This is a genomic window from Agrobacterium leguminum, from assembly GCF_005144435.2.
GTDB classification, from domain to species: Bacteria; Pseudomonadota; Alphaproteobacteria; order Rhizobiales; family Rhizobiaceae; genus Agrobacterium; species Agrobacterium leguminum.
Map to the genome: position 1 here is coordinate 2,640,947 of NZ_CP120211.1, position 24,385 is coordinate 2,665,331.

The following is a 24,385-nucleotide window of genomic DNA, read 5'->3' on the forward strand; positions in this document are numbered from 1 at the left end:
GACGCTCATGGTTCGGCCGGCCCCCTCGAAAATCAGCCGCGCCATCGTCCAGCTCGGACATCTCACCTTTCCCGCCGCGATCGGACGCAATGGTCGCACTGCATTGAAACATGAAGGAGACGGAAAATCTCCCATCTCGACCATCGGCCTGCTGCACGGGTTTTATCGCGGCGACCGCCTTCCCGGCATCGCCACGGCACTGCCGATGCAGCGAACACGCAAGTCCATGCTGTGGTGCGACGAGCCCCGCAGTCCCAATTACAACAGGCTGGTCAAGGCGCCCTTCGCCCCGAGCCATGAAGAGATGATGCGGAAGGACAACCTCTACGACGTCTGCCTGGTGCTCGACTGGAATATCACCTCGAGAAGCCGCAATCGCGGCTCGGCGATCTTCATGCATCTGATCAGACCGGGATATGAGCCGACCGCGGGCTGCGTCGCTCTCCATCCCCGTGACATGCGGCGCATCCTGCCGCATCTGCGCAAAGGCACGAAAATCCGCATCCTGTGAATTTCAGCCTGCAATCGGGCAACAAAAAACCCGCCATCAAGGCGGGTTTTTTTAGAGGGAAAAAGCCGGTTATTAAGCGGCTTCGTCCTGAGAATCGTCCTCTTCGACGGTCTTGCCGCGCTTGGGGCCCTTGGCAAGGTTCACTTCCACCAGGCGAACAGCCTCGGTTTCAGACATCTTGTTGACGGCGGCGATTTCGCGCGCCATGCGGTCGAGAGCAGCTTCATAAAGCTGACGCTCGGAATAGGACTGCTCCGGCTGATTTTCCGCACGGTAGAGATCGCGCACGACTTCCGCAATCGCGATGAGATCGCCGGAATTGATCTTCGCATCATATTCCTGCGCGCGGCGCGACCACATGGTACGCTTCACACGCGCCTTGCCCTGCACCACTTTCAGCGCCCGCTCGACAAAATCGCCTTCGGAAAGCTTGCGCATGCCGATGCTGACGGCTTTGGCGACGGGAACTTTAAGACGCATCTTGTCCTTTTCGAAATCAATGACAAAAAGCTCAAGCTTCATGCCGGCGACTTCTTGTTCCTCGATGGCAGAAATGGTACCGACACCATGAGCGGGATACACAATCGCTTCACCGGTCTTGAAACCGTGATGTGCTGGAGATTTCTTCTGCTGGGTCGTCATTCGTTCTAAAAACTCCCTGTTACATACCCGGGGATGCCGGGGTTGGGTCGGTCAGGCCCTGATGAGACGGGGGAACCGTCAGGTGACTCCGCACTGGTCCAGCCGTGCACGCAAAAACACACCTTCCCGTCTTGCGGGGTTCGATAACGTAAACGCTCGATATGTCACGGAAACCGCGTGCAAAAGAGGTGTTGCTTTCGTGGTGTTTTTGGGCACACAAATGCCACGCTGTGGATCAGTGTCGTTGGTGTACCACAAAAATAGGCGCAAATCAATAATTTGCTTCGACCGTGGCCGCAACATCACATGGCAGCCAAAGAACCGCCTAAAAATTAGCCGCAGAAATACTGTCAAAATGCTTCGTGACAGGCCCTCATGGCAAAAGGAGCAAAAAAATTTCACTTACCGACCGAAGAAACACGAAAGCCTCTTAAACTCTTCGTAATTCCACGCCAATATCCGATTCGACTGAAAAGGCAAAATCCGCAAATTGGCGATGCTTTTTTATATTAAAGTGTGATTTTTGGAGGAATCCACGTCAAATGGGCTACAGAAATAATCCAAAACGCGAAAAACAGATCGAAAAAGCGCGCCAGCAGGCAATTGCCGAAAATGTCCAATTTCTTGATCCGGGTATTCTTTATGGAAGGGCAAGCGCCGACGATATAGAATATTATTCCGCAGAGATGCTGGCTGCGAGCGCCGCTCACAGTTTCGAGGCGCTTTCGCACTGGACCGGAGACGCTCCGTACATCGGTATCTCCCAGGTGGAGGGCGTTTCGCCGCGGGATATTCCGGTAACGGTCCTGACCATTATCGGCCGCAATATGCCCTTCCTTTACGATTCCGTCATGGGTGAGGTCACCAGCAGCTATCGCGGTCTTTACCTCGCGGTGCACCCGATCCTGGTGCGCGACGAAAGCGCGCAGGCGGGCTATCGTCTTGCGGAACCCGAGGATGACCCCGCTGAAAATATCAGCCTCATCCAGCTGCATATCGCGCCGCTCACGCCGCAAGCCGCCGCAGCGCTGGAAGAAAGACTGCGCTTCGTGCTGACGCAGGTCCAGTTCGCCTATCGCGACTGGCGGCCCATGCTGACGAAACTCGACGAGGCGCTGGATGAATTGTCCAAGCGCGGTTCGTCACGGCGCAAGACCGAGCGTGCGGAAGCCGTCGAATTCCTCAACTGGCTTCGCAACGACAATTTCACCTTCCTCGGCATGCGTGACTACACCTATTCCGGCAAGGGAAAGAACGCGAAGATCGAGCGCGGTGACGGCGTCGGTCTCGGCAGCCTCAGCGATCCGGATGTGCGCGTGCTGCGCCTCGGCAAGAATGCCGTGACGACGACACCCGAAATTCTCGCCTTCCTCGACGGCCCGGATTTCCTCATCGTCACCAAGGCCAATGTGAAATCCATCGTGCACCGCCGCGCCTATATGGATTATATCGGCATCAAGCGCTTCGACGAGGACGGCAATGTCATCGGCGAACTGCGCATCGTCGGCCTCTTCACCGCCACCGCCTACACACGCTCGGTCAAGCAGATACCGCTGCTGCGCGCCAAGGTGGCGGAAGTCGAGCGGCATTTCGGCTTCGATCCGAACAGCCACTCAGGGCGTATCCTGCAGAACACGCTGGAAGCCTATCCGCGTGACGATCTTTTCCAGATCGAAACCGATCTTCTGATCCGCTTCGTCGAGCAGATCATGGAACTGAGCGACCGGCCGCGCGTGCGCGTGCTTGCACGTATCGACCGTTTCGACCGTTTCGTTTCGGCCATCATCTTCGTTCCGCGCGAGGAGTATAATTCTTATGTGCGCGAGAAGATCGGCGACTATCTGAGCAGGGTCTATGACGGGCATATTTCCGCCTATTACCCCGCCTTCCCCGAAGGCGCCGTCGCCCGCGTCCACTTCATTGTCGGCCGAACGGAAGGCAAGACGCCGCGCATCGCCCAGGACAAGCTTGAAGATGCCGTCAGCGACATTGCGGCGCGCTGGATAGACCATTTCGTCGCCCTCTCCGAGCCGGGAGCGCCGGTGCTGGAGGTCGATCAGGCCTATCAGGAAGCCTTCACGCCGGAAGAAGCGATCGGCGACATGCCGGATATTCTCGGCGCCGCGAAGGGCGAGCCGGTCCGCATCGAATTTTACCAGCAGGAAGGTCAGTCGGCGGAAACGCTGTCGCTGAAGATTTTCCACCGCGACGGCCATCTGCCGCTTTCGCGCCGCGTGCCGCTGCTCGAAAATCTCGGTTTCAATGTCATCAGCGAACGCACCTTCGATATCGGCGTCGTTTCGGACGGCGAAAAGCGCGACATCGTGTTGCACGACATGGAACTGTCCGTCGCCAAGGGAACGACGCTCGATCTGCCGCACTATGGACAGAAAGTCGAAGAAGCTTTCCTCGCCGCCTTCTCCGGCAAGGTCGACAATGACAACTTCAACCGCCTGATCCTCACCTGCGGTCTCACCGTGCGCGAAGTCTCCGTGCTGCGCGCCTATGCCCGTTATCTCCGCCAGACCGGCATCGTTTATTCGCAGGAGCATATTTCCGAAACGCTCTATAAGTATCCGGCGATTTCCCGCAATATTTTCGCGCTGTTCAAAGCCGGCTTCGATCCGTCCGTCGACGAAAAGAAGCGTCTGAAGAAACTCGCCGAAATACACAAGGCAATCGAAGCGGCTTTGAGCGGTGTTCCCAATCTCGATGAGGACCGTACGCTCAGGCGTTACGTCAACGCCATCGACGCGACGCTGCGCACCAATTACTTCCAGAAAAATGCCGACGGCACGCCGCGTGACCTGTTGGCCTTCAAGTTCGATCCCAAGCATCTGGACGGCCTGCCCGACCCACGGCCTTTCCGCGAAATCTTCGTCTACGGAACAGAAGTCGAAGGCGTGCATCTGCGCTTCGGCAAGGTCGCGCGCGGCGGTCTGCGCTGGTCGGATCGCGGCCAGGATTACCGCACGGAAGTGCTCGGCCTCGTCAAGGCGCAACAGGTCAAGAACGCGGTGATCGTTCCGGTCGGCGCCAAGGGCGGCTTCTTTCCGAAGAACCTGCCCGTTGGCGGCTCCCGCGACGAGGTCTTCAATGCCGGCCGCGAGGCCTACAAGACCTATATCCGCACCCTGCTGTCCATCACCGACAATATCGTCGACGATGCGATCGTGCCGCCAGCCGACACACTGCGGCTCGACGGTGACGACCCCTATTTCGTCGTCGCCGCCGACAAGGGAACGGCGACCTTCTCCGATACGGCGAACGGTCTTGCCCATGAGGCCGGTTTCTGGCTGGACGACGCTTTCGCATCGGGCGGTTCGGCCGGTTACGACCACAAGAAGATGGGTATTACCGCCCGCGGCGCCTGGGAAACGGTGAAACGCCATTTCCGTGAAATGGACACCGACATCCAGACCACCCCCTTCACGGTGGCGGGCGTGGGCGATATGTCCGGCGACGTTTTCGGCAACGGCATGCTGCTGTCGGAAAAGATCAGGCTGATCGCCGCCTTCGATCACCGCGACATCTTCATCGATCCGAATCCCGACACCGACAAGTCCTTTGCCGAACGCAAGCGGCTTTTCGAACTGCCGCGTTCCAGCTGGCAGGATTACGATCGTTCGGCCCTCTCCGCCGGCGCCATGATCATCTCCCGCTCCGAAAAATCGGTGACGCTGACACCGGAAGCCGTGGCCGCCATCGGCATCGACAAATCCGTCGCCACGCCCTTCGAGATCATGACGGCCATCCTGAAGGCGCCAACCGATCTTCTGTGGTTCGGCGGCATCGGCACCTACATCAAGGCGGCGGTGGAAACCAATGCCGAGGTGGGTGACAGGGCGAACGACCCGATCCGCGTCAACGCAACCGAGCTGCGCGCCAAGGTCATCGGCGAAGGCGCCAATCTCGGCATCACCCAGAAGGGGCGCATCGCCTATGCGCTTTCGGGTGGACGTTGCAATTCCGACGCCATCGACAACTCGGCCGGCGTGAACTCCTCAGACGTCGAGGTCAACATCAAGATCGCGCTTGCCTCCGCCGTGAACAGCGGTCGCCTGACGATGCCGAAACGCAACCAGCTTCTCGCTTCCATGACGCCGGAAGTGGCGCAGCTGGTATTGCGCAACAACTACCTGCAATCGCTGGCGATCTCGCTGACGGAGCGGCTGGGCCTTTCCAATCGCGAAGAGCTCGGCCGCCTGATGAGCGCGCTGGAGGCGACCGGACAACTGAACCGCAAGGTCGAGACCCTGCCGAACAATGCCGAATTCAGCGAAAGATACGCCACCGGCAAACCGCTGACCCGGCCGGAAATCGGCGTGCTCCTCTCCTATGCCAAGCTCACTTTGTTCGATGCATTGGTGGCAAGCACGCTTCCCGACGAGCCCTATCTCCAGCATCTTCTGGTCGATTACTTCCCGGCCAAGATGCAGAAGAACTATGCGGACGATATCAAATCGCATCGCCTGCATCGCGAAATCGTCGCCACCGCGCTCGCCAATGCCGTCGTCAATCGCGGCGGCCCAGGCTTTGTGCAGAAGCTTGCCGATGCGAGTGGCCTTCTGGCGGCCGACGTCGTCAAGGCGGCGGTGATCGTCGAGGATGGTTTCGGTCTCAAACGCCTGTGGAGCGAAGTCGACGCGCTTGACGGCAAGGTCGGCGGTGAAGTCCAGAACGGGCTTTATGCCATGATCACGCGTATCTTCTCGGATGCGAGCAGGCTTTACCTGCAAACCGGGAGCGCGGGTGCGGCCGCAGGTGACATGGCTACCGAAATCGAGCGCCTGAAAACTGCGATCAAGACGCTATCGCCGGCAGCGGCGAAGTATCGTCGCGAACTCGGCGTCACGGAAATCGACGGCGTTCCTTCCGGTCTTCTGGAGGAACTCGATACGCTTTCCCTGCTCGTCTATGTGCCGGAGATCATGCGCATCGCCGAAAGCGCCGGTACGACGCTTGCCCGCGCCGCCGAAAGCTATGCCACCGTCTCATCGACCTTCCGTGTCGCGCGTCTGCTGGATGCAAGCCAGCGCATCACCCCGGCGGATCATTACGAGAGCCTGGCTCTCCTGCGCAGCCAGGACCAGATCTCCTCGTCGAGACGCCGGATCGTCATCTCCGCGCTGACCGAATATGCCAGGGAAAAGGATCCGGTTCAGGCCTGGTATGCGGCGGACCGCGTGCGGGTCAACCGCATCGTCTCCGAACTCGGCGCGCTCAGCGACAGCGGCGATACCAACCTTGCCCGCCTGACGGTCGCGGCCGGGCTGCTTGGTGATATCGTTCAGGCACGCTGATCGGCAGCCTCAAAAACGCCATCCGGGTCCCCCCGGATGGCGCCAGACAAGATGGATGCATCCGCATCGCGCATTTTATTTCCCGATTTTCCGATAGGACGATGAATGACTGTCCCTTCCCCAAATGCGGAAACAGTGGTTGCCAAACGCGGCATCTGGGGCTGGGTGATGTTCGACTGGGCGGCGCAGCCGTTTTTCACGGTCGTCACGACCTTCGTTTTCGGGCCCTATTTCGTCGCACGGCTTACCGACGATCCGATTTCGGCGCAGGCGACATGGAGCAACATGGCGACGGTGTCTTCGATCATCATCGCCCTCTTCTCCCCCATTCTCGGCTCCATCGCCGACCAGTCCGGCGCACGCAAACCGTGGATCGCCTTCTTTGCCGTCATCAAGATCGTCAGTCTCTTTTTCCTCTGGTTTGCCGCACCCGGTTCGCCGCTCATACTTCCAATCGTCTGCATGATCCTCGCCTCCATCGCGGCGGAATTTTCCATCGTCTTCAACGATTCCATGATGCCGCGGCTGACCAACCCGCAAAATGTCGGGCGCATTTCCAATCTCGCCTGGGGGCTCGGTTATCTCGGCGGCATGGTGGTGCTGATTGCCGTGGTGACGCTTCTGGCCGCCAACCCACAAACCGGGGTGACCATCACCGGTATCAAACCTCTTTTCGGCCTCGATCCTGCAACCGGCGAGGATGCCAGAATAACTGGCCCGCTCGCCGCGCTCTGGTATCTCATCTTCATTCTGCCGATGTTTCTTCTCACTCCCGATGCTGAAAAGGGCTTGCCCTTCGCAGCCGCGATCCGCTCGGGATTGGGGGAACTGAAGATCACGCTGTGCGAACTGCGCTACCGCCCCGTGCTGTTGCGGTTTCTGATTGCGCGCATGCTCTATCAGGATGGCGTTAATGGCGTTCTCATTCTCGGCGGGGCCTTCGCCGCCGGCATGTTCGGCTGGGCGACGATGGAAATCGGGCTCTTCGGAATTCTGCTCAATATCGTTGCCATTGCCGGCTGCTTTGCCGCCGGGCGCGTCGACCAGAAACTAGGTTCGCGCATCACCATCCTCATCAGTCTGGTATTTCTGCTGCTGGCCACGCTCGGAATCGTCTCGACGGAAAAAGGCTCCACCCTGTTCGGCTGGATACAATTGTCGACCGCAGATAATGGCGGCATCTTCGCCACCGGCGCGGAAAAGGCCTATCTGCTTTACGGTGTGTTGATCGGCCTTGCCTTCGGCCCCGTTCAGGCCTCGTCACGATCTTATCTCGCCCGCAACATCACCGTGGCGGAGGCGGGCCGTTATTTCGGCATTTATGCGCTCTCCGGACGCGCCACCAGCTTCATGGCGACGCTGTCGTTTTCCATAGCAACCACGATAAGCGGCTCCGCCCATATCGGCATGGCGACGCTCATCGTATTTCTGGGATCCGGGTTCCTGCTGTTGCTGCGCGTGCCGGAAAGAACGGCAGGCTGAAAGTCTGAAGCAAAAGCCGATGCGGTTTGCTGAAACCGGGCATCGGCCCGACAGGATCAGAGCTGATCGAGCTTTTGCTGCAATGCGCGCAACTGCGCCTTCAGCTCATCGATTTCGGATGCATTCGGCTTGCGGGTTTCCTTGGGCGCCTGCGGCATTGCGAAAGGTGTGAAACCCTGCATCGCCTGCCGGAACAGTTCCGTATTGCGGCGGATCTGCTCTTCCATCATTTGCAGCGGCGCCTGAAAATTGCGGGCAAGCGAGCCATCGCCGAAAGCCTTGGCCATATGTTCCTGCATCTGGCTCTGCTGGTCGGAAAAGGTCTTCATCGAATGTTCGAGAAATGTCGGCACGACCATCTGCATCTGGTCGCCGTAATAGGAGATCAATTGCCGCAGAAACGCCGTCGGCAGCAACGTATTGCCGGTTTTGGCCTCCTGTTCGACGATGATCTGCGTCAGCACCGCATGCGTGATGTCTTCGGAGGACTTGGCATCCTGAACCTTGAAGTCCTCGCCGCGCTTGACCATCTGCGCCAGATCATCGAGCGTCACATAGGTGCTGGTGCCGGTATTGTAGAGCCGCCGGTTGGCGTATTTTTTAATGATTGTTTCGCCGTCGTGTTTCGCCATGCCCGCCTCCTCGCGATGATGGTATTTTCTTGTTTTTTGGTGTTATTGCTCTTCCCGGCGCAAAGTGTATGCGCAAAACGAGCCCTCTGACAAATGTTTTGTGCATCGCAACAGTTTGTTTTTTGCGCAGCAATTTTCCGCAAGATTTCGGCGTGATTTAGCAACATCTTTTAAAGCAACTTTCGCCATTTGACTTGTATTGAAAGCTTTGCCAGTCTCCGCCCGCAAGTGAGGAGAAAACTGATGACCCTGCCTTCAATCGTGATTGCCAGCGCCGCGCGCACAGCCGTCGGCTCTTTCAATGGCCACTTCGCCAATACGCCAGCCCATGAGCTCGGGGCGACCGTCATCAGTGCCGTGCTGGAGCGCGCCGGTGTCGCGGCAAACGAAATCGATGAAGTCATTCTCGGTCAGGTCCTGACGGCGGGCGAGGGGCAGAACCCGGCGCGGCAGGCTGCCATGAAGGCGGGCATTGCACAGGAAGCGACCGCCTTCGGCCTCAATCAGCTTTGCGGCTCCGGACTGCGCGCCGTGGCCCTCGGCATGCAGCAGATCGCGACCGGCGACGCGAACATCGTCATTGCCGGCGGCCAGGAATCCATGTCCATGGCGCCTCACTGCGCCCATTTGCGCGGCGGCGTGAAGATGGGCGATTTCAAGATGATCGACACCATGCTGAAAGATGGCCTTACCGATGCCTTCTATGGCTATCACATGGGCATCACCGCTGAAAACATCGCCCGCCAATGGCAGCTTTCCCGCGACGAGCAGGACCAATTCGCCGTCGCATCACAAAACAAGGCCGAAGCCGCGCAAAACGCCGGCCGTTTTGCAGATGAGATCGTGGCTTTCACGGTGAAGGGCCGTAAAGCCGATATCGTCATTGATACAGATGAGCATATCCGCCCAGGGGCTTCGCTGGAAACCATGGCCAAGCTGCGCCCCGCCTTCGACAAGGAAGGGACGGTCACGGCCGGCAACGCCTCCGGTCTGAACGATGGCGCCGCCGCCACGCTTTTGATGTCGGAACAGGAAGCAGGAAAGCGCGGTATCAGACCGCTCGCCCGTATCGCCTCCTGGGCGACCGCGGGTGTCGATCCGCAGATCATGGGCACCGGTCCCATTCCCGCCTCCCGCAAGGCGTTGGCCAAGGCCGGCTGGTCGATCAGCGATATTGGCCTTGTGGAAGCCAACGAAGCTTTTGCGGCCCAGTCCTGCGCCGTGGTGCGCGAACTTGGCCTTGATCCTGCTATCGTCAACGTCAATGGCGGGGCGATTGCCATCGGTCATCCGATCGGCGCCTCCGGCGCGCGCGTCCTCAACACCCTGATTTTCGAGATGCGCCGCCGTAACGTGTCGAAGGGTCTTGCAACGCTCTGCATCGGCGGCGGCATGGGTGTCGCCATGTGCATCGAAGCGCTCTGAAACCGCCGCACAACTTGCCAAAAAGCAATTCCGGTTCAGCGCGCAATAGGGTAGAAGCGGCCTCCCATTGGCCGCATTTCTGTGGCCGGTGAGCACGACGAACAAGTTCTGCAAGATATGGAAGCATCCTCGCATATGCAGGTGCTTCAATGACAGGTCATGGAGGCCGATATGAGCCGGGTTGCTTTGATTTCCGGCGGGACGAGCGGCATAGGCGCCGCAATCGCCCGCGCCCTGCAGGCGGCCGGCTACCGGGTGGCCGTCAATTACGCCTTCACGACGGACAGGGCGGAAGCATTCCAGAAAGAAACCGGCATCCCCGCTTTTCAATGGGACGTGCGCGACTATGACGCCTGCGTCAATGGCATAGCCAGGGTAGAAGAGACCTTCGGTCCCGTCGAGGTGCTCGTCAACAATGCCGGCATCACCCGCGATGCGATGTTCCATAAAATGTCGCCGCAGCAATGGCGCGAGGTGATCGACACCAACCTCACCGGCGTGTTCAACATGACCCACCCCGTATGGCCGGGCATGCGCGACCGCGGCTTCGGCCGCATCGTCAATATTTCCTCCATCAATGGGCAGAAAGGTCAGGCGGGACAGGCCAATTATTCCGCCTCGAAAGCGGGCGACATCGGCTTCACCAAGGCGCTCGCCCAGGAAGGCGCCAGCCGCAATATCACCGTCAACGCCATCTGCCCCGGTTATATCGGCACGGAGATGGTGAGAGCGATACCGGAGAAGGTTCTGGCTGAGCGGATCGTGCCGCAAATTCCCGTTGGACGGCTGGGTGAGCCGGAAGAAATCGCACGCTGCGTTCTGTTTCTGGTTTCCGACGAGGCCGGTTTCATCACCGGTTCGACCATGACGGCCAATGGCGGACAATATTTCGCCTGAGGCCGTCGATCCTGCCTTCCCGGCCGCCTGAACCCAGTAAACTTTCCGTGATCTCAGCTTCGATAATTTTGCTGCGCACAAAAACTTGAAGATGAAACACTGGAATGACACGCAGCCTAAACTAATGAAAATACGATAGTTTTTGTATAGTTTAGAATGAGTCTAGGAAATCCTCGGCGACTCATTAAGAGGTTTTTCTTGACATTTGCTGTCCTGTTTTGGTTTAAGAACGAAAACAACGTGTTGCGTCATACAGGCAGTCCATCATGCTGGTTTGCAGCTGCAATTACATCACCGATCACGATATCCGGGACGTCATCAACGAGCTCCTCGACGAGGACTGTTGGCAGCTCATCGTTCCTGCAAAAGTGTATCACGCCATGGAAAAACGCGGCCGCTGCTGCGGCTGTTTCCCCACCGTTGTCGACCTGATCATCAAAACCACCGAAGAATATCATGCCCGTCGCCACTCGACTGAGGCCGATGTTTTTGATTTTATGTCCCGCCTGAAGCAATTCCATGAAGAGAACAGGAGAGCGGACATTGAAAGGCGACAAAAAAGTCATCGAGCGGCTTAACGAGGCCCTTTTTCTCGAACTCGGTGCGGTAAACCAGTACTGGCTTCACTATCGTTTGCTGGAAGACTGGGGCTACACGAAGCTCGCCAAAAAGGAACGTGCTGAATCCATCGAGGAAATGCAGCACGCCGACAAGCTGGTCGCACGCATCATCTTCCTTGAAGGCCATCCCAACCTTCAGACCGTCGCGCCCCTGCGCATCGGCCAGAACGTCAAGGAAGTTCTGGAATCCGACCTTGCCGGCGAATATGACGCCCGCACCTCCTACAAGAAATCGCGTGATATCTGTTATGAGGCCGGAGACTACGTCTCCATGAAGCTTTTCGAAGAACTGCTGATCGACGAGGAAGGCCATATCGACTTTCTCGAAACCCAGCTCGAACTGCTCGGCAAGATCGGCGAGGAAAAATACGGCCAGCTCAACGCCGATTCCGCCAACGAAGCGGAATAAGCACTGGCGACAGGACAGAAAAGGCGGCCTTGGCCGCCTTTTTTATTTGCCGGAAAGGTGCTGGAACTCCGCCACGACCTGCTCGTATACCGCGCGCTTGAACGGCACGATGAGCTCCGGCAGGCTTTCCATCGGCTTCCAGTCCCACGCGTCGAATTCGGCCGTGTGCCCGGTCGGCGGCGGATCGATCTGGATCTCGCTTTCGTCGCCTTCGAAACGGAACGCAAACCAGCGCTGCGCCTGCCCGCGATATTTGCCCCTGAGGCCGATACCGATCAGTTCGGGTGGCAGATCATAGTGAATCCAGTCGCTCGCCTCCGCAAGCAGGCTCACCGTTTTCATGCCTGTTTCTTCATAGAGTTCGCGAATGGCGGCCGTCAGAGGCCGTTCGCCGTCATCGATGCCGCCCTGCGGCATCTGCCACAGATGCGGTGAGCCATCATATTCGGAATTGCCTTCCTTGATGCGCCTGCCGGCCCAGACAAGGCCCTCGGCATTCAGCACCATAATTCCCGCACAGGGACGGTAAGGCAAATCTTCTGCTTTGATTGTCATGGGAAACCCGCACTGTCTGAGCGCCAGAAATGGCCGCACGCAAGGTTTACTGCCCTGCCTGCCCGGAAACAAGCGCAGAAACACCGACAATCTCAATGCCGCGCCCGCCAGCCTCGCGCGACCATTTGGAGATCGCGGCAACACTTTCATCGAAAGCCGAAGCAACGCCGATCGCCTGGCCGTTACGCCGTGCAATTCGCTCCAGTTCGTCCAGCTTGCGCAGAATGGCAGCTTCGGTGACTTCGCCGTCGAGCAGAATATCGGCAAAACCCTGCGGGGCGGAAATCGCCTTGGCAATACCACCGCTCAGCGACTGCGCCGAAGAGCCGTCATCCAGAAACAGCAGGCCACGCTTGCCGATGTCGCGCATTACCGGCTCCAGCGCCGCCTGCTCGGCAAGGAAACGCCCGCCGAGATAATTCATGATGCCGGTGTAATTGGTGATCTTCGCCATGGAGCGATGCAGCCGGTCGATGTTGACCTTGGCGGGATCACCCGCCAGCAGGGTGTCCGGGCCGGGATTGGTGCCGGGGTAACCGAAAGGCTCAAGCGGTATCTGCAGAAGGATTTCATGTCCCTGTCGGCGCGCTTCCTGCATCCAGCGCTGCAGGCTGTTGCCGCTGGCGGCAAAACCGAGCGTCACCTCCGGCGGCAGCTCCCGGATCGCTTTTTGCGATCCCGTCTGGCTGAGACCCAGTCCGCCGACCACGATCGCCACCCGGGTGCCGCGTGCACCAGACCAGGGCCGCGCATATTGCTCCATCGGCCGCAAACCATCCGCACCGACAACCGGCAATCTGCCGAATGCGGTTTCTTCCAGCAGTTCCTCATTGGGTCGCGTCGCCATGCGCGGATCCTGACCATAGGTCTGGCCGCTCATCAGCACCGGCCCATCACCCTCGCGCGGGCGGGGAGAGTATACCGATACGACATTGCCATCCGGCATCGTCTCGCGATTGATATTGGCGCCGGAGCGACCGCTTTGCGGCTGGATACCGGCGGCGTCGCCGGGAGCCGTTACATCGGCCGGTGCGATTTCAGGTGTTTTTTCGGCAAGCTGAGGCTGTGCATCCGGCCCGCTCGCCGTCTTCTGCAAATTGCCGGGCGAAAGCGCCGTATAGACGGACAGGCCGCCGATTGAGAAAACCGCAAGCACCGACAGAGCCATAATGACGGAAAAGCGCCGGTTGATACCGGCGCTTTTTTTCTGACGACCCAGAAGCGGTTTTCGCAGGTCCGAAGGCAATGAACGATCCGTCCAAACGGTTGGGCAATAGATGGAATGCGCCGGCTGACCGGCGCACTATCTTACTGCTTGTTGACCACAGCCTTTTCCGGGTTCGGCGGGAAAGACGGATCCGTCTTTGCGCCGCGCAACAGGTCCAGAGCATAGTTGAGCTGGATGTCGTCCTTGGCTTCCGGCGGAACATAAGCGGAGGAACCCGAACCTTCGTCGGTTTCGCTCTGGCCCTTGATGTGGCCGGAAAGACCGGATTCACCCTCGGTGGTCACCTTGCCCTGCAGCTCGGGCGGCAATGGCTGCTCCACCTTGATGTCAGGCTCAATGCCCGTACCCTGGATCGATTTACCCGACGGCGTGTAATAGAGCGCCGTGGTCAGGCGCAGCGCGCCCGCCTCGCCGAGCGGAATGATCGTCTGGACCGAACCCTTGCCGAAGGAACGCGTGCCGACCACGGTGGCACGGCGCAGATCCTGCAGGGCGCCGGCAACGATTTCCGAAGCCGAAGCCGAACCGCCGTTGACGAGCACGATTACCGGCTTGCCATCCGTCAGATCGCCTGCCGTCGCGTTGAAGCGGCGGGTCTCGTCGGGGTTACGGCCACGGGTCGAAACGACCTCGCCACGTTCGAGGAAGGCGTCGGAGACATTGATCGCCTGATCGAGCAGACCGCCCGGATTGAGGCGAAGGTCGAGCACATAACCCTTCAGCTTGTCGGCCGGCACATCCGCCTTGATCTTCTTGATCGCCTTTTCGAGATCGTCATAGGTCTTCTCGGTAAAGGAGATGACGCGCAGATAACCGACATTGTCACCTTCGACACGGGACTTGACGGCCCGCACGGCAATGACATCGCGCATGACGGTGAATTCGAGCGGCTTGTCGGCGCCCTGGCGGATGATCGTCAGCTTGATCGGCGTCTTGACCGCGCCGCGCATCTTTTCGACCGCCTGTTCCAGCTTCAGGCCACGAACCGGCGTACCGTCGATTTCCGAAATGAAGTCGCCGGCGAGAATGCCTGCACGGGAAGCCGGTGTATCGTCGATCGGCGTGATGACCTTGACGAGCTCGTTCTCCATGGTCACTTCGATGCCGAGACCGCCGAATTCACCCTTGGTCTGGGTGCGCATGTCGTTGGCATCCTTGGCATTCATGAAGCTCGAATGCGGATCGAGCGAGCTCAGCATGCCGTTGATGGCGTTTTCCACCAGCTTCTCATCATCCGGCGGCGTCACATATTGTGCGCGCACGCGCTCGAACACATCGCCAAAGATCGACAGTTCCTTATAGGTCGAAGGCCCGGCCGCCTGTGCCGGCATGCTCGCCGAATAAATCACGCTCATCGCCGTGGCGCCCATAAGCCCACCGATAAGGAGAAGCGAAACCTTACGAATCATTGTGCGCCCTTCCGGTATTTTTTGCGGTCCACCACGGTTGAGAATCAACCGGTACACCATCTTTCCTGAACTCAATGTAGAGCGTTGGCCTGTCGGTTTCCAGCGCCAATGCTGCTGCACTCGCTACTCTTTTTGCACCCATGGAGGCGATGGGCTCTCCGGAGAACACGAACATTCCCTGCCGCGTCCTCACATTGTCCATGCCCGTCATCACCACATGATATCCATCGCCCGTATTGAGGATGATCATCCGGCCATAACTGCGAAAATCTCCGGCAAACACCACGAAGCCGTCTGCAGGCGCCGTCACGATGGCTTCCGGTCCGCTCGCGACGACAATTCCCTTGGAAAAGTGGCCCGTTCCGTCCGCATCGCCGAAGCGCCGCAGCACCTCGCCCGCAACCGGAACCTCCAGCTTTCCCTTCAAACTTGCGAAGGGATATGCGGGCGCAATACGGTTTTTATCGGGCATTCCAGCCTCGGCCGCGGCCCGCTCCTTTTCGCGTTCCGCCTCCGAAAGACGGGCCAGGCGCTGCTCTTCCGCCCGCGCCTTTTCCATCGCCTCCCGCACCGAGGTAATCTCGCCTTCAAGCGAACTGACCAGCCCCTCGAGGCTCGTCGCCTTGCTCGCAAGCTCTTCGGATCGCTTGCGTTCCGCCTCCAGCTCCGTCGCCGTCTGGGTGTTCTTGCGGTCATTTTCGGCAATCAGCAGGTCGAGGCGTTTTTCCTCTTCCAGACTTGCCGTCATCATACCCGTAAGATCGTCCTTTTCGCGAGCGATTGCCTGCCTCAGATCGGTCAATTCTTTGAGAGCGGCGACCAGCTTGTCGGTTTCACCGCGAATGCCGGGCACGACGGCGCCGAGAAGAATGGCGCTTCGCACGGACGCCAGCGCATCCTCCGGCGAGACGAGAAGGGCGGGGGGCGGGTTTCGGCCCATGCGCTGCAACGCCGCCAGAACCTCCGCCAGCACACCGCGTCTTTCCCGCAACGACGCCTTGACGCCATCCTCGCGCACCGAAAGCTTGGCCAGGCGATCCTCACCGTCGCTGATCTTGGTTTCCAGCGCCTTGCGCCGAGCAGCCGATGCGATCAGCTCCTCCCGGATGCGTGCGCTGTCCTGATTGAGGGAGGCGATGCTTTCCTCAAGCTTCCTTGTCTTGTCTTCCGAAAGACCGATGCTGTCGACCAGCTCCTCCAGATCCTGCCGGTTCTGGTCGCGACGCTTCTCCAGCGTCTGCAGCGCATCCGGCGACGAATCATCGCCAGCGGCCGGAACGGCGCCCGCATCGTCCCGCGAATAGGTCGGACCGATGCCCATGACGAAAGCAGCAATAACCGCGCCCGCAAGGGCAGCGTGCCGTTTTCGTTGAGGCCTGTTGTCCATGTGAACTTTCTTTGATGCCGAAGCAGAAGCGCCGATATTAGGGATTTTGCCGCGATCTTCCAAGAGGCCCTGGAAAGGCCGCCGCCAAAGCCGTGCGCTGTCAGCGGTGTCGCGGAGCTTCATGTTGAAATTGAGACAATTATCCGAATCGAAACCCGATCAAACGCGATGATAAGGATGACCGGAGAGGATCGTGACGGCGCGGTAAAGCTGCTCGGCGATCAGGATACGAACGATCTGATGCGGCCATGTCAGCTTGCCGAGATTGAGAACGGCCGTCGCCTTGTCGTAGAGCGCGGGATCAAGCCCGTCGGCTCCGCCTATGGCGATCACGAGGTCTCGCTTGCCGCTATCGCGCAAATCGCCAAAGAATGAAGCAAAGGCAGGACTGTCCAGCGCCTTTCCGCGCTCGTCCAGCAGGACGAGGGCAGCACCATCGGCCAAATGTTTCTCCAGCATCGCGGCTTCTTCGCGCTTGCGGGTCTCCGCATTGGAAGCGCGGCTTTCGGCAACCTCGATCACCCGCGAAAACTCCAGCCCGATCGCCGGGCCGGTCTTTGCCAGACGCTCGATATAACGGGCCGCAAGATCCTTTTCGGGGCCGGATTTCAGCCGTCCCACCGCAAAAATTGAAATCCGCATCGCAAACCTGCATTCGTCGTGACCCAACAGGGTCACGCTCTTAACAGCATAGCCTGCGGATTCCTATGCGGCCGGTCTGATTTCCGGCCAGAGGCACCGTTTCCGAAGTCAGATATGATCTTCGGCAAAAGCGATGCACTCGCTCAAAGGCTCACCGCATCAATGCAGCGTCTCTTCCGGCATGTCCGGCGTCGCCCACATTTTTTCAATGTTGTAGAAGGCGCGGATTTCCGGGCGGAACACGTGAACGATGATGTCGCCGGTATCGATCAGCACCCAGTCTCCGGTCTCGAGACCTTCGACGCGGGCGTTTCCGAACCCTTCATCCTTCATGTCCTTGAGAAGATGCTCGCAAATCGCCGAAACATGCCTGTTCGACCGCCCGGAGACCACGACCATGTAGTCCGCAAGCGCCGATTTTCCGGCAATGTTGAGAGAGACGATATCTTCAGCCTTGGAGTCCTCGAGGCTCGCGAGGACGGTTTCGAGGGCATGGCCGGCGGCATCGGCGCCACTGTCCTGGCCCTTCGGGATAGCAACAAATGCTCTTCCCTTGGCGTGTACTGTTGTCAGAGGTTTTCCTTTCCAAGAATGACAAAACAGGTACTGGCGACGCGATTCTCTGCGTCACACAATGAAGGTGGCATCAAAGCATTAACTTTTCAAGATATGGACCCTTCGACACCCGGCACATACATCATTTGTGATCGAAGGCGTCATTTACGACCGTTGCGCAGCGCCGTGGAGCTGAGCGTCGAGCGCGGACCGTGAATGAAAACCCAGGCAGGGGCCGCTTTTTTCCACAAAACGCCGGCATCGTCCTCATCCACCCGTGCATGGCTGAAGGCCTGCGCCATGGTGGAGGAGAGATAAGAGAGCGTGGAGCCTGGCCGATCGATCACGGCAATCGGGAATGTCTCGGCGATCCGCCGCCATTTCTGCCAGCGATGGAAGCTCTTCAGATTGTCCGCTCCCATGATCCAGATGAAACGGACATGCGGATTCTTCGCCTTCACCTTGGCGAGCGTATTGGCCGTATAGCTCATCCCCAGTGATTTTTCGAAGGCCGTCACCTTGATGCGCGGATCGTGGACCAGCTTTTCGCAGGCGGCGATGCGATCCTCCAGAGACGCCAGTTCTGAGCGGCTTTTCAGCGGGTTACCCGGTGTGACGATCCACCAAAGCTGGTCGAGACCGAGCCTGCGCAGCGCAATCTCCGCCACAAGCGCGTGACCCGCATGCGGCGGATTGAAAGAACCACCGAACAGGCCGACGACCATGCCGCGCTCCACATGCGGCATGGTGAGATAACGTCTGTCGAGGCGCTTGTCAGCCGGCAAATATCAGGTCCGTGTCTGGCCGGTGCCATGCACCCGGTATTTGAACGAGGTAAGCTGCTCGACGCCAACCGGGCCCCGCGCATGCATCTTGCCGGTGGCGATACCGATTTCAGCGCCCATACCGAATTCGCCGCCGTCCGCGAACTGCGTCGAAGCATTGTGCAGCAGAATGGCCGAATCGAGTTCGTTGAAGAAGCGCGCGACCACATCGGGATCTTCGGCAATCACCGCCTCGGTGTGGTTGGACGAATAGGTGCCTATATGCTCGATCGCGCCCGAAATACCGTCCACCACGGCGACCGAAATGATCGCATCGAGATATTCGGTGCGCCAGTCCTCTTCCGTCGCCGGCGTGAGACCCGCCACCACGTCGCGAACGGCCTGCGAACCGCGCACTTCGCAGCCGGCTTCGATCAAGGCTTTGACGAGCGGCGTAAGATGCGTGGAAACGGCAGCGGCATCCACCAGCAACGTTTCGGCCGCCCCACAAATACCGGTGCGGCGCATCTTGGCATTGACGACGATGCGTTTCGCCATGTCGAGATCGGCCGATTTGTCGATATAGACATGACAAATGCCTTCCAGATGCGCGAAGACCGGCACGCGGGCTTCCGACTGCACCCGGGCCACGAGGCTTTTGCCGCCGCGCGGCACGATGACATCAACCGTACCGTTCAGGCCACTGAGAAGCGCGCCGACAGCGGCGCGGTCGGTCACCGGCACCAGCTGAATGGCATGCTCGGGAAGGCCGGCGATCTTCAGGCCTTCCACGAGGCAGGCATGGATAGCACGCGATGAATGTTGCGAATCCGAGCCGCCGCGCAGGATGACGGCATTGCCCGCCTTGAGGCACAAAGCGCCGGCATCCGCCGTCACATTCGGGCGGCTTTCGTAGATCACGCCGATGACGCCGAGCGGCGTGCGCACGCGCTCGATCTTCAACCCATTCGGACGATCCCAGGCGGCGATGACTTCACCGACCGGATCGGGCAGCGCCGCAACCGAACGGATGCCTTCGGCAATACCGGCGATCCTTGCATCGTTGAGGGTCAATCTGTCCACGAAGGAAGCGGCAAGACCTGCGCTTTCCGCTGCAGTCAGATCTTTCCTGTTGGCGGCAAGGATCGCATCCCTGGATGCCTCGATGGCGGAGGCCATGGCAAGCAGCGCGCGGTTCTTCTGGTCTGTACCGGCGATGGACAACGGTCGCGAAGCAGCTTTCGCCTGAGCGCCGATGGTGATCATCAGCGCGTCAATATCATGGCTCTGCTTCACGGCCTGTTCAGGCATGGACCTCATCCTTCTTTGCATTTTTAACTTTGACGGCAGCGCCCGTCATCACCAGATCGTCACGATGAATCATGGCCGCCCGCCCGACATAACCGAGGATCGCCTCGATCTCGTTGGACTTGTGACCGATGATAAGACGCGCCTCTTCAGCATCGTAGCCCGCAAGACCACGAGCGACTTCACGGCCTTCCGCACCGATAATGGCGATTGCATCACCACGGCCGAAATTGCCCTTCACCAGTCGCACACCCGCCGGAAGCAGGCTTTTTCCGGCATAGAGAGCCTTTTCCGCACCGGCATCCACATGGATTTCGCCGGCCGGCTGCAATTGCCCGGCAATCCACGTCTTGCGCGCCGTCACCGGCGTGCCCGAAGGCGCGAACCATGAGGAGCGCGCGCCGTTTTCAATAGCCTTCAAAGGATTAAGCGTCTTGCCGGAGGCGATGATCATGCCGCAGCCGGCAGCGGTCGCGATCTTGCCCGCATCGATCTTGGTACGCATGCCGCCGCGTGAAAGCTCGGATGCCGCACCGCCTGCCATGGCCTCGATTTCGGGCGTAATATCGGCGATCGTCTCAAGGAATTTCGCGTCGGGATCAAGATGCGGCGGAGCCGTGTAAAGCCCGTCAATATCCGAAAGCAGCACCAGAAGATCGGCGCCCGTCATGGTCGCCACACGCGCCGCCAGACGGTCATTGTCGCCATAACGGATTTCGGTGGTCGCCACGGTATCGTTTTCATTGATGATCGGGATGGCGCCGATCTTCAGCAACTGGTTGATGGTGGCGCGCGCATTGAGATAACGGCGACGCTCTTCGGTATCGGAGAGCGTCAGAAGAATCTGGCCGGCGACGATCTCATGCCGCGACAGGCTTTCCGACCATGCCCGCGCCAGCGCGATCTGGCCGACAGCCGCCGCCGCTTGGCTTTCTTCCAGCTTCAATGCACCGGAAGGCAAGCCAAGCACAGTGCGGCCAAGCGCGATAGCGCCCGACGACACAACCTGTACATCCGCGCCATTTTTCTTCAGCGCGGCGATATCCTCGCAGATGGCGTCGAGCCAGTCTTTCTTGAGACCGGTCTTCCGGTCCACCAGAAGCGCCGACCCGATCTTGATGACGATCCGGTGATGGCTCGCCAGCGGTTTGCGCGTCAGGCTCATAGGCGGTCGTCCTCTTCCTCGGCCTCGCTGTCCTCATGCGGCATCGACCGGTCGGGCAGGGCGGTTTCGCCGCCATTGCTCGCCGAGACGATGACATCGCGAAGCGCGCGCAGCGCTTCCGTCATGCCGATATGGGCGGCAGCGGAGAGAAGTAGCGGGGGACGGCCGCAGGCCTTCTCCAGTTCCTTGGCCTTCTTTTTCAGCTCTTTTTCATCCAGCACGTCGATCTGCGACAGCGCCACGATTTCCGGCTTGTCGGTCAGCCCGCCGCCATAGGCGTCCAGCTCGGCCTTAACGGTCTTATAGGCCTTGCCGACTTTCTCCTCCTGTGCGGAAACGAGATGCAGAAGCACGCGGGTACGCTCCACATGGCCGAGGAAACGGTCACCGATGCCCACACCCTCATGCGCGCCTTCGATCAGGCCCGGAATATCGGCCAGCACGAATTCACGGCCATCGATGGTCGCGACGCCCAGGTTCGGATGAAGTGTGGTGAAGGGATAGTTGGCGATCTTCGGCCGCGCACGGGTGACCGTCGCAAGGAACGTGGATTTACCCGCATTGGGCAGACCGACGAGACCGGCATCGGCGATCAGTTTCAGGCGAAGCCAGACTGTCTTTTCCTCGCCCGCGAGGCCCGGATTGGCATGGGTGGGCGCCTGATTGGTGGACGACTTGAAATAGGCATTGCCGAAACCGCCATTGCCGCCGGCGGCAAGACGAAAGCGCTGACCTTCTTTTGTCAGATCGACGATCAGCGTCTCATTGTCTTCCTCGAAGATCTGCGTACCGACGGGCACCTTCAGCACCACATCCGAACCCTTGGCGCCGGTGCGGGTCTTGCCCATGCCGTGCTGTCCAATCGAGGCCTTGAAATGCTGCTGGAAGCGGAAATCGATCAGCGTGTTGAGGCCGTTGACCACCTCAACCCAGACATCGCCGCCGCGTCCGCCATCGCCACCGTCAGGACCGCCGAATTCGATGAATTTTTCGCGCCGGAAGGAAACGGCGCCCGCGCCGCCGTCGCCGGACTTGATATAGACTTTTGCTTCATCGAGAAATTTCATCGGACTGCCGTTCTGTCGGTTTGCGGACGCAACAATCTTGCCGTTGCGTCGAACAAAAATATCGTCGTTTCGAATACAAGCGCTTCTTCACGAGGTCAAAGACTATCGTGCGGGAAGCCCATGCGCGAGACAAGGCCGGTTTGGATCAAACCGGCCTTGCAATGCTCCTCAAGTGCGATGCGGCTGAATGAAATCCTCAGCCGCAATCATCGTACCGATATGCGCCACCATGGCGGCGCGCGCCGTGGCGTAGACCTGGTGGCAACCGGTCACCCGGAAGCCGAGTTTTTCCTGCACGCGCAGCGAAGCGGGATTATCCGCAAATACGCCGGAGTGAAGGGTCACCCCCGGCATGCGGCGGAAGAACCGCTCGACCACGGCGGCCACCGCCTCGGTCATGTAACCCTTGCCCCAGTAAAAGCGGTTCAGCCAGTAGCCGAGATGCCACTCGCCGTGCCGCAATTCCACCGAAACGACGCCGATCAGGGTATCGTCGCCGCTGGTAATGGCGAAATCCCAGTCGGGCAGAGTGCCGGAGGTGCGCAAGACCAGCCATTCCAGCGCATCCTGCTTGTGGTAGGGCGCGGGAACGCGAGCCAGCATTCTGGTCACGGCGAAATCGCCAAGCGATTCCGCAATGCTGCCGGCATCGGAAAGCCGTTGCGGCCGCAGCACCAGACGCTTTGTCTCGATGACAGGGCAGGGGCCGGGCGGCGCCACGGCAGTGGCGGCGCGGCGACGGGTAAGCTCTATCGTGCTCATCCCATATCCCCCCAGCTCTTCAGCGAAACCCAGGTCTTGCGGTCCAGCCTGTACCATTCGACCGGCACCATGCCGCCCAGCGCCAGCGAACCGACCATGCCGGAGCCCTGAAACTGGAAACCGCATTTCTGGATGACGCGGCGCGACGCGATGTTGGTGACCCGGCAACGGGCATCGATCTGGTCGATTTCACGCGTGCGGAAGGCCATGTCGATCAGCGCATGCGCGGCTTCCGTCATGTAACCCCGGTTCCAGTAAGGTTCCCCCAGCCAGTAACCGATTTCCAGCGTCTTTTCGTCTTCCTGGGGTTCGAGCGCGCAGCAGCCCAGAAACTCGCCATTGTCCATGCGGGTAATCGCATAGACGCACTTGCCAATCTCGCCAGCTTTGGAGCGTCGCACAAAATCCGCGGCGTCTTTGGCCGTGTAAGGGTGCGGCATACGCGACACCATGGTCGCGATATTGGCATTGTTGGCAAGATGGGCAAGGGCGTCGATGTCTTCTTCGTGAGGCTTGCGCAAAACCAGCCTCTGCGACAGTAAAACGGGGCAATCGCTCCTCGACCGATCGGGCCTCGGCCGTTCCTCGGGTGACCGTGATTGGTCAACCCTCAACAATTCAGCTTGCATGGTTCAGTCCCTCCTTGGGGTTAAAGAAAAAGGGGAGTTGGGTGGTGCCCCATCTCCCCTGTTTTCTTGACTGAACCTGATACGTCTCAGCCGGGTCGATGGGACACCGGCTGCATATGACGCTTACCGGCTTATTCTGCGGCTTCCGCTTTCGGGGCCACGGATACGAATACGCGGCCGTTGGCCTTCGTACGGAAGTTCACGTTACCTGCGGTCAGTGCGAAAATCGTGTGGTCCTTGCCGATGCCAACATTGGCGCCCGGATGCCACTGCGTGCCGCGCTGACGCAGAATAATGTTGCCTGGAATGACAGCTTCGCCGCCGAACTTCTTTACGCCAAGGCGCTTGGATTCGGAATCGCGACCGTTACGCGAGGAACCGCCAGCTTTTTTGTGTGCCATTGGAGTTCTCCTTTAAACCTTGTTTCCCGTGTCGCGCCGATCAGGCAGCAACGATGTCCGTGATGCGGACGACAGTGTGATGCTGACGATGGCCGCGCGAACGCTTGGAGTTCTGACGACGACGCTTCTTGAAGGCGATGACCTTCTTGCCGCGATTGTGCTCGACAACTTCAGCCTTGACGATGGCGCCCTTGACGAAGGGTGCACCGAACTTGGCGTCGGCGCCTTCGCCAACAACGAGAACTTCGGTGAATTCTACAGTTGCGCCTGCCTCTGCTTCCAGCTTTTCGATGGTCAGCACGGCGTCGGCCGCTACGCGGTACTGCTTACCGCCGGTCTTGATGACTGCGAACATTTTTTATCCTTTCATGTTCGTTCCGGCTCTGCCCGCAAATGCAAGCTGGCCGTCTTTTTATCAGTCGGAGTAGCGGAAATCCGTCAGGACTGAATGCCCCTTTGAATGTCTGCCGGTGAAGCCGCCTTTTGAAGGGCGGAATAAACAGAAGGCGCACTACGCCATCAATTTGGGTGCCGATTACGCGAGACGCCCGTTTATGTCAAGATGACGACGGCTTGAAAAGTAACTGTAACG

23 protein-coding genes are annotated in these 24,385 nt (G+C 59.3%); 7 read left to right on the top strand and 16 right to left on the bottom strand.

Going from position 1 to position 24,385, the window contains the following annotated elements:
• Window positions 1-7 precede the first annotated feature (7 nt).
• Window positions 8-511, top strand: a complete 504-nt coding sequence (locus CFBP4996_RS12635) for a L,D-transpeptidase family protein (RefSeq protein ID WP_121490305.1) — start codon at window positions 8-10, stop codon at window positions 509-511.
• Between the two features lie 72 nt (window positions 512-583).
• Here the strand turns inward: CFBP4996_RS12635 and CFBP4996_RS12640 are convergent, their stop codons facing one another.
• On the bottom strand, window positions 584-1,153 hold the full coding sequence (locus CFBP4996_RS12640; protein ID WP_003505223.1) for a CarD family transcriptional regulator: 570 nt from the start codon (window positions 1,151-1,153) through the stop codon (window positions 584-586).
• A gap of 542 nt (window positions 1,154-1,695) precedes the next feature.
• Between CFBP4996_RS12640 and CFBP4996_RS12645 the strand changes: the two genes are divergently transcribed.
• Together CFBP4996_RS12645 and CFBP4996_RS12650 are read left to right on the top strand one after the other, a co-directional pair.
• Window positions 1,696-6,456, top strand: coding sequence for an NAD-glutamate dehydrogenase (locus tag CFBP4996_RS12645; protein ID WP_080852965.1), 4,761 nt, complete (start codon window positions 1,696-1,698; stop codon window positions 6,454-6,456).
• A 105-nt stretch (window positions 6,457-6,561) separates the two neighbouring features.
• Window positions 6,562-7,938, top strand: a complete 1,377-nt coding sequence (locus tag CFBP4996_RS12650) for an MFS transporter (RefSeq protein ID WP_080852964.1) — start codon at window positions 6,562-6,564, stop codon at window positions 7,936-7,938.
• A 56-nt stretch (window positions 7,939-7,994) separates the two neighbouring features.
• Here CFBP4996_RS12650 and phaR read toward each other — a convergent pair whose 3' ends face one another.
• Window positions 7,995-8,570 (bottom strand): polyhydroxyalkanoate synthesis repressor PhaR, encoded by a 576-nt coding sequence (gene phaR, locus CFBP4996_RS12655; RefSeq protein WP_003520279.1) that lies wholly within the window; start codon window positions 8,568-8,570, stop codon window positions 7,995-7,997.
• Window positions 8,571-8,813: 243 nt separating this feature from the next.
• On the opposite strand from phaR, the gene CFBP4996_RS12660 reads away from it, so the two are divergent.
• The 4 genes from CFBP4996_RS12660 to bfr all read left to right on the top strand — a co-directional run bounded on the left by CFBP4996_RS12660 (window position 8,814) and on the right by bfr (window position 11,921).
• The gene (locus CFBP4996_RS12660) at window positions 8,814-9,995 is read left to right on the top strand and encodes an acetyl-CoA C-acetyltransferase (RefSeq protein WP_080852963.1); all 1,182 of its coding nucleotides are present in this window, start codon (window positions 8,814-8,816) and stop codon (window positions 9,993-9,995) included.
• A 171-nt stretch (window positions 9,996-10,166) separates the two neighbouring features.
• Window positions 10,167-10,892, top strand: coding sequence for an acetoacetyl-CoA reductase (gene phbB / locus CFBP4996_RS12665; RefSeq protein ID WP_003520276.1), 726 nt, complete (start codon window positions 10,167-10,169; stop codon window positions 10,890-10,892).
• 266 nt (window positions 10,893-11,158) lie between these two features.
• Window positions 11,159-11,470: a (2Fe-2S)-binding protein gene (locus CFBP4996_RS12670; RefSeq protein WP_003505234.1), complete on the top strand. Its 312-nt coding sequence runs from the start codon at window positions 11,159-11,161 to the stop codon at window positions 11,468-11,470.
• Window positions 11,436-11,921, top strand: a complete 486-nt coding sequence (gene bfr, locus CFBP4996_RS12675; protein WP_003520274.1) for a bacterioferritin — start codon at window positions 11,436-11,438, stop codon at window positions 11,919-11,921. The genes CFBP4996_RS12670 and bfr overlap by 35 nt, the downstream gene beginning before the upstream one ends.
• A 42-nt stretch (window positions 11,922-11,963) precedes the next feature.
• On the opposite strand, the gene CFBP4996_RS12680 is transcribed toward bfr, so the two are convergent.
• From CFBP4996_RS12680 to rplU, 14 genes are all read right to left on the bottom strand, one after another.
• Window positions 11,964-12,476, bottom strand: coding sequence for an RNA pyrophosphohydrolase (locus tag CFBP4996_RS12680; protein WP_020811992.1), 513 nt, complete (start codon window positions 12,474-12,476; stop codon window positions 11,964-11,966).
• A gap of 46 nt (window positions 12,477-12,522) precedes the next feature.
• Window positions 12,523-13,722 carry a divergent polysaccharide deacetylase family protein gene (locus CFBP4996_RS12685; protein WP_080852962.1) on the bottom strand — a complete coding sequence of 400 codons (1,200 nt, stop codon included), beginning with the start codon at window positions 13,720-13,722 and terminating at the stop codon, window positions 12,523-12,525.
• A gap of 62 nt (window positions 13,723-13,784) precedes the next feature.
• Window positions 13,785-15,113, bottom strand: coding sequence for a S41 family peptidase (locus tag CFBP4996_RS12690; protein WP_065656868.1), 1,329 nt, complete (start codon window positions 15,111-15,113; stop codon window positions 13,785-13,787).
• Complete coding sequence (locus CFBP4996_RS12695) at window positions 15,103-16,500, bottom strand: murein hydrolase activator EnvC family protein (RefSeq protein ID WP_080853295.1); 1,398 nt, start codon at window positions 16,498-16,500, stop codon at window positions 15,103-15,105. The genes CFBP4996_RS12690 and CFBP4996_RS12695 overlap by 11 nt, the downstream gene beginning before the upstream one ends.
• A gap of 159 nt (window positions 16,501-16,659) precedes the next feature.
• Window positions 16,660-17,142 carry a 23S rRNA (pseudouridine(1915)-N(3))-methyltransferase RlmH gene (gene rlmH, locus CFBP4996_RS12700; RefSeq protein ID WP_035265250.1) on the bottom strand — a complete coding sequence of 161 codons (483 nt, stop codon included), beginning with the start codon at window positions 17,140-17,142 and terminating at the stop codon, window positions 16,660-16,662.
• A gap of 159 nt (window positions 17,143-17,301) precedes the next feature.
• Window positions 17,302-17,745, bottom strand: coding sequence for a ribosome silencing factor (rsfS, locus tag CFBP4996_RS12705; RefSeq protein ID WP_035236703.1), 444 nt, complete (start codon window positions 17,743-17,745; stop codon window positions 17,302-17,304).
• Between the two features lie 113 nt (window positions 17,746-17,858).
• Window positions 17,859-18,443: a nicotinate-nucleotide adenylyltransferase gene (locus CFBP4996_RS12710; RefSeq protein ID WP_052025747.1), complete on the bottom strand. Its 585-nt coding sequence runs from the start codon at window positions 18,441-18,443 to the stop codon at window positions 17,859-17,861.
• A gap of 42 nt (window positions 18,444-18,485) precedes the next feature.
• Window positions 18,486-19,772 (bottom strand): glutamate-5-semialdehyde dehydrogenase, encoded by a 1,287-nt coding sequence (locus CFBP4996_RS12715; RefSeq protein ID WP_162935960.1) that lies wholly within the window; start codon window positions 19,770-19,772, stop codon window positions 18,486-18,488.
• On the bottom strand, window positions 19,765-20,934 hold the full coding sequence (proB, locus tag CFBP4996_RS12720) for a glutamate 5-kinase (RefSeq protein WP_059759775.1): 1,170 nt from the start codon (window positions 20,932-20,934) through the stop codon (window positions 19,765-19,767). Before proB ends, CFBP4996_RS12715 begins: the two co-directional genes overlap by 8 nt.
• Window positions 20,931-22,001 carry a GTPase ObgE gene (obgE, locus tag CFBP4996_RS12725; RefSeq protein WP_035265258.1) on the bottom strand — a complete coding sequence of 357 codons (1,071 nt, stop codon included), beginning with the start codon at window positions 21,999-22,001 and terminating at the stop codon, window positions 20,931-20,933. The genes proB and obgE overlap by 4 nt, the downstream gene beginning before the upstream one ends.
• A gap of 168 nt (window positions 22,002-22,169) precedes the next feature.
• Entirely contained in the window at window positions 22,170-22,763 is a 594-nt protein-coding gene (locus CFBP4996_RS12730) for a GNAT family N-acetyltransferase (protein ID WP_080852961.1), read from the bottom strand.
• Window positions 22,760-23,392, bottom strand: a complete 633-nt coding sequence (locus CFBP4996_RS12735) for a GNAT family N-acetyltransferase (protein WP_003505256.1) — start codon at window positions 23,390-23,392, stop codon at window positions 22,760-22,762. Before CFBP4996_RS12735 ends, CFBP4996_RS12730 begins: the two co-directional genes overlap by 4 nt.
• A 131-nt stretch (window positions 23,393-23,523) precedes the next feature.
• The gene (rpmA, locus tag CFBP4996_RS12740) at window positions 23,524-23,793 is read right to left on the bottom strand and encodes a 50S ribosomal protein L27 (RefSeq protein WP_003492686.1); all 270 of its coding nucleotides are present in this window, start codon (window positions 23,791-23,793) and stop codon (window positions 23,524-23,526) included.
• Window positions 23,794-23,833: 40 nt separating this feature from the next.
• Window positions 23,834-24,148, bottom strand: a complete 315-nt coding sequence (rplU, locus tag CFBP4996_RS12745) for a 50S ribosomal protein L21 (RefSeq protein WP_003492690.1) — start codon at window positions 24,146-24,148, stop codon at window positions 23,834-23,836.
• Between the last annotated feature and the right edge of the window lie 237 nt (window positions 24,149-24,385).

What these genes read in the sequence shown, in the direction of transcription:
- CFBP4996_RS12635 (WP_121490305.1), top strand. Translation starts at nt 8, where the DNA reads ATGGTTCGGCCGGCCCCCTCGAAAATCAGCCGCGCCATCGTCCAGCTC.
- CFBP4996_RS12640 (WP_003505223.1), bottom strand. Translation starts at nt 1,153, where the DNA reads ATGACGACCCAGCAGAAGAAATCTCCAGCACATCACGGTTTCAAGACC.
- CFBP4996_RS12645 (WP_080852965.1), top strand. Translation starts at nt 1,696, where the DNA reads ATGGGCTACAGAAATAATCCAAAACGCGAAAAACAGATCGAAAAAGCG.
- CFBP4996_RS12650 (WP_080852964.1), top strand. Translation starts at nt 6,562, where the DNA reads ATGACTGTCCCTTCCCCAAATGCGGAAACAGTGGTTGCCAAACGCGGC.
- phaR (WP_003520279.1), bottom strand. Translation starts at nt 8,570, where the DNA reads ATGGCGAAACACGACGGCGAAACAATCATTAAAAAATACGCCAACCGG.
- CFBP4996_RS12660 (WP_080852963.1), top strand. Translation starts at nt 8,814, where the DNA reads ATGACCCTGCCTTCAATCGTGATTGCCAGCGCCGCGCGCACAGCCGTC.
- phbB (WP_003520276.1), top strand. Translation starts at nt 10,167, where the DNA reads ATGAGCCGGGTTGCTTTGATTTCCGGCGGGACGAGCGGCATAGGCGCC.
- CFBP4996_RS12670 (WP_003505234.1), top strand. Translation starts at nt 11,159, where the DNA reads ATGCTGGTTTGCAGCTGCAATTACATCACCGATCACGATATCCGGGAC.
- CFBP4996_RS12680 (WP_020811992.1), bottom strand. Translation starts at nt 12,476, where the DNA reads ATGACAATCAAAGCAGAAGATTTGCCTTACCGTCCCTGTGCGGGAATT.
- CFBP4996_RS12690 (WP_065656868.1), bottom strand. Translation starts at nt 15,113, where the DNA reads ATGATTCGTAAGGTTTCGCTTCTCCTTATCGGTGGGCTTATGGGCGCC.
- CFBP4996_RS12695 (WP_080853295.1), bottom strand. Translation starts at nt 16,500, where the DNA reads ATGGACAACAGGCCTCAACGAAAACGGCACGCTGCCCTTGCGGGCGCG.
- rlmH (WP_035265250.1), bottom strand. Translation starts at nt 17,142, where the DNA reads ATGCGGATTTCAATTTTTGCGGTGGGACGGCTGAAATCCGGCCCCGAA.
- CFBP4996_RS12710 (WP_052025747.1), bottom strand. Translation starts at nt 18,443, where the DNA reads ATGCCGCATGTGGAGCGCGGCATGGTCGTCGGCCTGTTCGGTGGTTCT.
- CFBP4996_RS12715 (WP_162935960.1), bottom strand. Translation starts at nt 19,772, where the DNA reads ATGCCTGAACAGGCCGTGAAGCAGAGCCATGATATTGACGCGCTGATG.
- proB (WP_059759775.1), bottom strand. Translation starts at nt 20,934, where the DNA reads ATGAGCCTGACGCGCAAACCGCTGGCGAGCCATCACCGGATCGTCATC.
- obgE (WP_035265258.1), bottom strand. Translation starts at nt 22,001, where the DNA reads ATGAAATTTCTCGATGAAGCAAAAGTCTATATCAAGTCCGGCGACGGC.
- CFBP4996_RS12730 (WP_080852961.1), bottom strand. Translation starts at nt 22,763, where the DNA reads ATGAGCACGATAGAGCTTACCCGTCGCCGCGCCGCCACTGCCGTGGCG.
- CFBP4996_RS12735 (WP_003505256.1), bottom strand. Translation starts at nt 23,392, where the DNA reads ATGCAAGCTGAATTGTTGAGGGTTGACCAATCACGGTCACCCGAGGAA.
- rpmA (WP_003492686.1), bottom strand. Translation starts at nt 23,793, where the DNA reads ATGGCACACAAAAAAGCTGGCGGTTCCTCGCGTAACGGTCGCGATTCC.
- rplU (WP_003492690.1), bottom strand. Translation starts at nt 24,148, where the DNA reads ATGTTCGCAGTCATCAAGACCGGCGGTAAGCAGTACCGCGTAGCGGCC.